At 26.8% G+C, this 9,324-nt stretch carries 6 protein-coding genes and 1 pseudogene; 1 reads left to right on the top strand and 6 read right to left on the bottom strand.

Translation table 11 applies throughout. The features are described 5' to 3' along the window. Positions 1-144 precede the first annotated feature (144 nt). Together V7Q02_RS15410 and V7Q02_RS15405 are read right to left on the bottom strand one after the other, a co-directional pair. A complete protein-coding gene (locus tag V7Q02_RS15410; RefSeq protein ID WP_333861970.1) occupies positions 145-2,697 on the bottom strand; it encodes an ABC transporter permease in 2,553 nt (850 codons plus the stop codon). A gap of 1 nt (position 2,698) precedes the next feature. Then, on the bottom strand, positions 2,699-3,469 hold the full coding sequence (locus V7Q02_RS15405) for an ABC transporter ATP-binding protein (RefSeq protein ID WP_333861969.1): 771 nt from the start codon (positions 3,467-3,469) through the stop codon (positions 2,699-2,701). Positions 3,470-3,623: 154 nt separating this feature from the next. Here V7Q02_RS15405 and V7Q02_RS15400 point away from each other — a divergent pair. Then, a pseudogene (locus V7Q02_RS15400) lies at positions 3,624-3,893 on the top strand (IS110 family transposase); the annotation flags it as partial. A 359-nt stretch (positions 3,894-4,252) separates the two neighbouring features. Here the strand turns inward: V7Q02_RS15400 and V7Q02_RS15395 are convergent. The 4 genes from V7Q02_RS15395 to V7Q02_RS15380 form a co-directional block, all read right to left on the bottom strand. Continuing rightward, entirely contained in the window at positions 4,253-5,647 is a 1,395-nt protein-coding gene (locus tag V7Q02_RS15395) for a hypothetical protein (protein ID WP_373844957.1), read from the bottom strand. Between the two features lie 296 nt (positions 5,648-5,943). Beyond that, on the bottom strand, positions 5,944-6,579 hold the full coding sequence (locus V7Q02_RS15390) for an ABC transporter ATP-binding protein (RefSeq protein WP_333861968.1): 636 nt from the start codon (positions 6,577-6,579) through the stop codon (positions 5,944-5,946). Positions 6,580-6,585: 6 nt separating this feature from the next. Next, positions 6,586-8,721, bottom strand: a complete 2,136-nt coding sequence (locus tag V7Q02_RS15385) for a DUF1430 domain-containing protein (RefSeq protein WP_333861967.1) — start codon at positions 8,719-8,721, stop codon at positions 6,586-6,588. Between the two features lie 170 nt (positions 8,722-8,891). Further along, positions 8,892-9,176 carry a hypothetical protein gene (locus V7Q02_RS15380; RefSeq protein ID WP_333861966.1) on the bottom strand — a complete coding sequence of 95 codons (285 nt, stop codon included), beginning with the start codon at positions 9,174-9,176 and terminating at the stop codon, positions 8,892-8,894. Between the last annotated feature and the right edge of the window lie 148 nt (positions 9,177-9,324).

Here is a 9,324-nt window from a genome sequence, read left to right as displayed (position 1 = left end):
GTCTAAAGACCCTAAGGACTGGGTAGACTATCACTTTCTCTATGCTGTTGAAAAATGAGTCAGAATTATTTCACATTCTATAAATATGAATCTGGCTCAAGATTTTAGAAGGCTTTCTTCATCTTATATGACCCATTGAAAGAATTATCTTACTGTATTATTTAATTCCTTTATTATAGATTTGTTACTTATTCTCTTAGCTAGTGGTAAAGTTAAAATTAAGCTGGAAAGTATCATTCCTACAATTATGTACAATATCATATTCCAAGGTATACTAACAGTTTCGCCCATACCCAATACTATAGAATATAGCATTATAGTTCCACTAGCAGTACCTAAAAAAGCTCCTACTAAACTATATAGTAGACCCTGTAATAAAACAATTTTAAACAATTGCAAAGGTGTAATACTAATTGCTCTTAATATAGCATACTCTCTACGTTGTGCCTGAATGTGTGAGTTTAAAGTAACAACTATTCCAGAAATTCCTATAAGCAGAGTTACAATAATAGCTATAATTAACAAGGAAAATCTTTGTTTAAGCATCTGATCTGAATCTGCCAATGCTTCCTGAAGGGTTGACCACTTTATTTCATTGTTTTGTGTTCTTAAATCATTTAATCCTTTTAACACATCTTCTTTATTTGCCTTATCTATTTGGATCAATACCCTATCCAGAATTGTATTATTATCTTGTAAATATTTATTTCTCCAGTCTACAATACAATGATTTGAAATCATACTGCCTGGAAGTGCGTTTACAATAGCCGCAACTTTTATATTTATTGTTTCTCCTTTATAAGTTTCTTTCTGGTTTACAGGAATATCCTTAGGAATAACTTTTATCTCATCTCCTACTTTCAAGTTGAATTTTTTTGCATAATCCTCTTGAAATACTGCTATACTTCTTTTATCCCCTTCGACCTTTGGCAGAAAACCATTTTTAGCTAACTCATCAATATCTCCTATAATATAATTGAATCTATCATTTTTACTCAATTTAACGTTACTATTCATAGACATAATCTCTCTAGAAGTAGAATAACTCAAAGGAATAACTTCTTTGACACCTTCGATTTTTTCAATTTCTTTTTTAAAATTATATTTTAGTTTAGAATCAGGACCATATCTACTTGTAAGTACAATATCTGATACATATTCTCTTTGTATAACTTTATTTGAATTAATCTTTATAGATTCTAAAATACTTACTCCTGTAATTGCAATAGTTATTGCTCCTGCTAATGAAAGCACAACCATTGTATTTTGTTTCATTTGTGGAATTATATTTTTTACCGCTATAAATCCTATTCGCCCACCAAAAAAGTTCCAAATAGGTGACAAAAATTCAAATATAGGCTTTATAAAATAAGTAAAGCCCAAAAATACACCAATAATAATAATTATGCCTCCTAAAGGTGCAATTAATCCTGAGTTCCTACCTTTAGCATTAATGAGAAAAGCATCAACAACAAATAAAATACCTATAGATATACTAATTAGTGCTATCCATTTACGTACATTACTCTTTTTATATTCTACCTGTTCATTCTCCCTCATGGCTTGTATAGGTAAAATTTTCGTTGAATTAATTGCAGGAAAAATTAGAAATGCCATAATTAAAAAATCGCTTAAAATACAAATTTCTACTGCATACTTCCACCTAAATGTAAAGTTAGTAATATGTAACCCAAATAAACTTGAAAATACATTAGATAAAAATGTAGTACATAAATAGGATAAGCCCAAACCCAAAATACTTCCAGATAAAACTATAAAAATAGCCTGAATCAAAATCAGCTTAAAACTCTGCAGAGAGTTTCCACCAACAGATCTCATTACTGCAAGTTCATGTTTATACTCATATATAAATAGTCTAAAATTACTAAATATAAACAATACACTTATGATTATGGATAAAGCTCCTAATGCACATCCCATAACTTTTATATTTTGAATATTTGTCTGTACTTCCTCTTCCATTTCAATAACATCAACTCGCAAATTTTTGCTAATTGTTTTTAAACTTTCTTCTGTTTTTAACTTATCGGTTCCATTTTTAAGCTTTAATAATATAAATGTGCTCTTATTTTCAAGCCCACACCATTTTTGTAAAAGACTTATATTAAGCATAGCAGTATCATCAACTGCTGCCCCTTTAATGTCTGGGATCACTTCAACTATTTTACATATTTTAGGGTCTACATTAGGCAATTCAACTTTTACTTTATCAGATACCTTTACATTAAGTGTGGATGCTAAGCCTTTATTAATAATAATTTCATTTTCTCCTATATCTTTACTATTTTTATATCTGCTTTTTGCAAGGAAACTATTATCTACCCCAACCGTATAAACTCCTGGTGAATGTTTTGATTCATCATTAACATTACAAATACTAAGTTGGGGTTCCATCAACACCTCTGAAGTACTTTCTACACCAGCTGTACTTTTAATTTTATCTACTTCATCTTGCAGTAAATAATTATGAGTAAATGTTTTTACCCCAACCATTAAATCCATATCTCCATAATGATACTTAATTTCCTGTTTATACGATTTTTCCATATTATCAACAAGTGAAAATATAGTTACTACCAATCCTACACTCAATATTACGCTTAAAGCAGAAAGTATGACCCTTACTTTATTTGTTATAATAAACTTTTTTGCTAATCCCCAAAAGCTAGTAATCATTTTATTCACCTCTAATCAATGATTGAAATTTATTAATAATCATCGTTACATTATCATTAATAGACATATCTTGTTGATTTCTATATTCATTAACAATTTCTCCGTCATTAAAAAATAACACTCTATCACCATAGGCTGCAACTTTTGGATCATGGGTAACCAAAACAATAGATTGATTTAGCTTATTTTTCATGTTAACAATTAATTGAAGTATTTCCTCTGAAGTTTGTGAATCTAAATTTCCTGTAGGCTCGTCTGCAAGTAATATAGATGGTGATGTTATTAAAGCTCTAGCAACCGCTACTCTTTGCTGTTGCCCACCTGAAAGTTCTACAGATCTATGATTATGCCATTTAGACAATCCTACTAATTCTAGTATTTCAGCTGTACGCTCTTTAATTTTTAAGGGCTTTTCATTTTTCAATATCAATGGCAGTGCAACATTTTCTTCAACCGTTAAGGCTTTTAAAAGATTATAGGACTGAAATACAAACCCTATTTTTTCTCTTCGATATTCAGTAGCATAGGGCTCTTTATGATAATCTTTAACTTCCTTTCCATTCATGAAGATTTTTCCACCAGTGGGAAAATCCAAACCTCCCAATATATTTAATAAGGTTGTTTTACCAGATCCACTTCTTCCCATTACGACAATAAATTCTCCTTTATCTAGTTCAAAGCTAACATTTTTTAAAGCATTTACCTCATTTTTCCCAATATAATATTTTTTTTCAATAGAATTGATTTTTAATAGAATATTTTTCCTTGCCATTAAAATCACCTTGTATAATGAACATATAGTAAAAATTCATTACACTTTTCCTTTCTTAAATATTTTTACTATAATTATCATAAGGCGCTGTGGATTAGTTTTATCACCTATAGCTGGACTATTTTAATTGAGGATCTAACCACTTGAATCAACAAGTCATTACAGCACCAATCTCCAAAACTTTTTGTATGCTAAAGGCTTCAAGCTCTTAATTCTCAACCCTTTAGCTACAAATCTCTTCCGTAAGGCCAAGACTCTTAGAAAAACTAAGACTGATAAAACGGATGCATTGGTTATTACTAAAATTTCATCTTTTAAAGCCCAACACAACTTTTGCTCCACAAATATAAACTTATCCATGAAAACTAATATTTTTCAAAAAGTAATTTTCCATTGCTCTTTTTGTCATGCTTTCTTTTTTTGAATTAAATAACTATAAAAATCTTTTAATTTTTACTTGACCTCATATAGTTAGTCTTGTATTTGAGTACATTGAAATATTTTATAATACCACAAGAATTCATAGTCATTGTAATTATACCTAAAAAAACTATTATAAATAAAGTATATCGTTATCTTTTAAACAACTCTTTCTTAGTATGCTATTTAGTCTTTCCATTATGGCAATCTCTCCTATATTTTTATAAGATTAAATTATTAATACCTGAAACCTAATCAACCCAATTGGGTAATTCTGCATATCCATCAAGCTAAGAGGATTACCCCAAATATAAAAAATGCTTTGTCAATAGTAAAACTGAATAGAGTTTTTTATGGTTATTCTCATTTTGATAGCTGTGAATTGACCCTCCATTTAGCAAGGATTTGTCTATGTATTGTTCCAGTTAGATATGAGAAGAAGTAAATTATTATAAATATAAAAGGAAATGAATAACGTGACTGTCCTTCTGTAACAAAATATATACAGGTAAACATATAGAAGCAAACTATGCTGTAAACATCATATGAATTTATACTTTTATTTTTAAATAAACTAATAAGTATCTGCACACTACATATAAATATCATTATAATTGATGGTATAAATATTAGACATCTTATTAAATTAGTATATTTAGTTAGGAACAGTTTTAGATGGTTATTAAGTTTTGTACCATTAAGGCTATATCCTATATCATCACCTACAAAATAAGTATTATATAATCTTTTAAATCCAAGTTCCATAAACTGAATAGGGTGTTTTTTTATCCAATTTTTAGCTGCTGTAGTTAAAAATTTATTTTTTTGTGTCATATTAGCTTGGATATATTCTTTTTTTAATACAACTGAATTTTCAACTTCTTCAGCAGGCATCCATCTACCATAATGATTTTGAGAGTTATTGTTTATATAAAGTACGATACCCTTATTATTTGAAACAAGAGTAAATTCACCTATGAGCTTTGTATTTCTGTATATCCAAGGAGAAATCACTATAATACTAGTTAATAATATTATACAAGTATGGGTTAATACGTCTATAATATCAGTATTTGACATTAACTCTACTATAAATATAACAAAAAAGAAAACAATAAAAAATGGCTTTATCATAGTATTTATAGCTGTAAGTACTCCTAATATAACATATTTATATTTAATATTGCTGTAATATACCAAAGTTATTGTAAGAAATATGGTTGTAAATAATATTTCCGTTGCTAGTATACTATTATAAAAAATATTAGGAGGGAAAAAAACAAATAATGTATAAACTAATTTACATATAGTTTTATTTAAACTTACTTTTCTTAATATATTGTAGAGCATTATGTAATTTACTAAAGTTAAAAGTATATTAAAGGTCTTTGCAACTACTAAACTACTTCCAAAAATTTTATATAAAAAGCCTAAAACAATGGAATATCCAACAGATGTATAGGTATCTCCCCAAGCTCCCCCATTAGCAATCTGATTTGCAAGTTCATTGTAATATTGAAAATCAGAAAATGGCTGAGTATTAACTATGCAGACCCATAAAATACAAAATAAAATACCCAATATTGATACTATTGTATAATAATTCAATTTGAAGTTTATTATCTTTATACTTTCATCGTTTTCTCCTGATGTAGCTAATTTTTTTGGATTGGTATTATTTAATTCATTATGTATGGGATATAAATATTTTTCTAATATTCTTTTAATACCGCATGAAAATTTAAAACTAGATTTCATAATGTGCCTCCTCTTCATCCTACTATTTATAACAACTAAAGTATAGCTGTAATAATCTATAAAGCAACAAATATCAACAAATAAAATATACCCATAACAATACTTATATTTTTATGTTTTAATGCTTAATTTTAATAAACTCTTAGAGTAAATTAATTAATCTTAAATACTATGTATTTAAGATATATAATCCAATACATTTTAACATAATTACAATTTTTTAACTTTTTCTTATTAAAACTACAACCAAAATTGAGGGTAACAAATTAACACTCGTTTTCAGAATTCACATTAATTTATAGATTAATTATTCTATCACATTGAGTTGATAATTTTTTATCATGTGTTACAATTACAATTGTTTTTCCATTTTTATTTAAACTTCTTAAAAGTTCTAAAACAACTTTAGCATTTCCTTCATCAAGTGACCCAGTTGGTTCATCCGCCAATACTATTTTACTAGGTTTAAGCATTGTTCTAGCAATAGATACCCTTTGTTGTTCTCCACCACTTAATTCATAAATTTTTCTTTTTCCATAGCCCTCTAGTCCTACACCTATTAAAGCATTTTTTATTCTTTCTTTCTTCTCATTTTTTGAAATTTTAATATACTTTAATGCTAAATTTAAATTGTAATTTACTGTGTCTTCATCAACTAAAGCAAAGTTTTGAAACAAATAACTTATTTTTTCTCTTATCACTTTCATGGCTTTAGCACTGTTAATCTTTATATTTTCTTCTCCATCTATCAGAAGACTCCCACTATCTATATTTTCAAGCAAACCTATTATATTTAATAATGTAGATTTCCCTTTTCCACTATCCCCAGTGATGGCAACAAACTCCCCTTTACTTATAGATAAAGATAAATCTACTAATACTTTTTTATTTCCATAACTTTTATTAATATCTTGTAATTTTATTATATCCATGGTTAATTAGCTCCCTTTTATTACACTAATAATTTTTCTTTTATTTACAAACTTTATTGTTATCATAGTTATTAATAAGTCTATAGCCATAAAAAATATTGTTAAAATAAATTGTACTTTTATATGTAAATCTGCCATACAAAGTTCTATTATAAATGCTGTAGACCAGGTTATTAAGAATAATATGAACAATTCCTTATACTTGCTTCCAGCCCTATATCCATGAAATTGTCTTATTGCCAGTTGCTTTTTATATTGTTCAAAAAAACAATATATGTTTTGAATTATAGTTATTAACATTACTATGATTAAGACAGCTAATCCACCTATAATAAATGCTAATAAATTATATACCTCTTTACTTTCAAATGCTTTTCCCTCATCTGCTCGTACAAAACTATAAACATATTCATATAGTTCAAATTTTTTAAATTTGTCCTCAAGAAATTTTTGCGGATCTGGTGCAGAATCAACGTTAATTTTTATAGGAGTTCCAGTTTCGCCTATAATTCGTTGGAAATCCCATGTTACACCATTTTTCTCTGTCATAACTCTAATTATTGGATCTGTAACCATATTTCCATCAGTAGGATTTACATCGAATCTATATGAAAATAATTTTTGATTTGATTTAGTGTATATAATTTTAATTTCTTGCTTTTCTGTAATAGATCCTTTTCCATAGCCTTTCTTTCTGTGTTTAGCACTATCTATAATCTTACTTTCAAATTCTTTAAATTTATCAGGAACTAGTAGTATAAAATCACTTTCTGTTTCTGAAATAGATATTAGATTGTTATGTACATCATAAAGTATATTCTTTTTCAAATAATTAGGATTTACTGTAACATACATTTTGGCATAAGCAGGTTTTATACTTTCTGCTCCATGTAGAATTGGGGAATAGCCAAGAAAGTCTGCCCAAATAGCACCTTCTTTATTTATATTATAATATAGCGGTACTTGCAGTTCATTTAACTTTGACTCATTTTCTATGCGTCCATTTGTAGACCTTATACTCGGTATTACATAATATTTTTTTGTTTCTGCCCATTTCTTATAATTATTGTTAAATACAGATTTGATCCTATCATAATTTTGAAGTCCTTGATTCATTAAATTAAAGAGTAATAGAATTGTTACTACTTTTATAAACGAATTAAAAACTATTATTTCTTTTACAGGTAATTTGTTTTTAAGCATATGTATAATTTTAATATTATATACATATATAAAGGGTAGTGATGAAATAACAAAAAATACTACTACCAATTCTATATTATTAATCAAAATAATTTTAAGAAAGTTTATGAAATAAGAATTATATTCCCTAAATAGATATAAACTCATAATCAAATCCGTTGCTATTATTGTTATACATTGAATAAGTAATAGATTTGATATTGCTTCTAGCCAAATATCCTTTTTTGAATAACCTAAAAGCATTTGAACACCAAATTTTTTATATGACTTTAAAATGCTATATAAAATTAATACAACTATTATAAAATATAATACTGGTATAATCCATTTATTATAGTGATAACTAATAGTCAAATTGTTTTTAGGCTCTACCACTATTTCATCAGTTTTTAATGATTCTTTTAAATCTTGTATAAACAAATCTATTTTATCCTTAGGAGCTAATTGTACTGTGCAATTACCTATAATTAAAAATTCATTAGTATCAATCATACTTTTTAAGGTGTTAATTTCAAAATCAGTTTTCCCATCAAAGGATCCTAACTTTCCTATTTGCTTACTGTTACCAGTATTTTTTGTAGACAAAAATTTATTTGATTCATTTTCACTCAAATCAAAAATACGTCCATTTGTAACAAGAAAATTGTTAAAGTAAGCCAAATTGTTAAAGTATATGTATTTAATTATTTCATCATTATCTCCAACTCTAGAAAAATATATATTTGCATTATGTTTATTTAATACTGATACTATTTTATTATATATATCAGTTTGGGATCCACTGCCTAGACTACTTGGAAGTAAAATTTCAAATGAATTATCTAAAGTTTGTTCTACTTTTTCCATATTGTTAGATTGTTTTAAACTTTCATCTTTAAACAATATAAAAAAAGAAAACATTGAAATAATTATTAATAAAATTACAATTATTTTCTTCAATGTTTCCCCTCCATTCAGTGTAATTATTTTAGAAAATTTTTTAGTGGTTCAGGTTCCCCCTGTAAAACAAATAACCCATGAAAATTAATAACTTTAGAAATATTAACTGATAGTAAGACTAAAAATAAACAAATTTTGTTTTTGTCTGAATTCCTGGATCCATTATTGCCTTATATTACGACATAAGATTCTTCCTCATTAATTTTGCTGTTGTTATTTATAGTTATTTTATTATTTTTAATAGAATCAAATCTTATTAATGACCATGTTCCATTAAATCCAGAGAATTTAAAACTTGTACTATCATTAACATACTTTTCATTACCTAAATATTCAAAATCAGGCGAACTTTTTCTTGATGTTAAATACTTACTTGGGTTAACATAATTAAATATACAAATACCTATAATAATAATTATTAGACACCCAATTTTAAATTTATTCATCTTTATCATCTTCTTATTACACACTTTCTGTAATTTATAAAAATTTGATATAATACGATATATAATGGCGTAGTTCAAAATAAACTTAATGGTGCCTGTCCTATTAAAAAAAGACTATAAAAAATACAGCGTTATTTCCAATTGGAAAATGTAAATT

Source organism: Clostridium sp. (genome assembly GCF_036781005.1).
GTDB lineage: Bacteria > Bacillota > Clostridia > Clostridiales > Clostridiaceae > Clostridium_B.
Note: the sequence above shows the minus strand (reverse complement) of the source record. Positions and strands in the feature narration are given on the sequence as shown.

What these genes read in the sequence shown, in the direction of transcription:
- V7Q02_RS15390 (WP_333861968.1), bottom strand. Translation starts at nt 6,579, where the DNA reads ATGGATATAATAAAATTACAAGATATTAATAAAAGTTATGGAAATAAA.
- V7Q02_RS15405 (WP_333861969.1), bottom strand. Translation starts at nt 3,469, where the DNA reads ATGGCAAGGAAAAATATTCTATTAAAAATCAATTCTATTGAAAAAAAA.
- V7Q02_RS15410 (WP_333861970.1), bottom strand. Translation starts at nt 2,697, where the DNA reads ATGATTACTAGCTTTTGGGGATTAGCAAAAAAGTTTATTATAACAAAT.
- V7Q02_RS15395 (WP_373844957.1), bottom strand. Translation starts at nt 5,647, where the DNA reads ATGAAATCTAGTTTTAAATTTTCATGCGGTATTAAAAGAATATTAGAA.
- V7Q02_RS15380 (WP_333861966.1), bottom strand. Translation starts at nt 9,176, where the DNA reads ATGATAAAGATGAATAAATTTAAAATTGGGTGTCTAATAATTATTATT.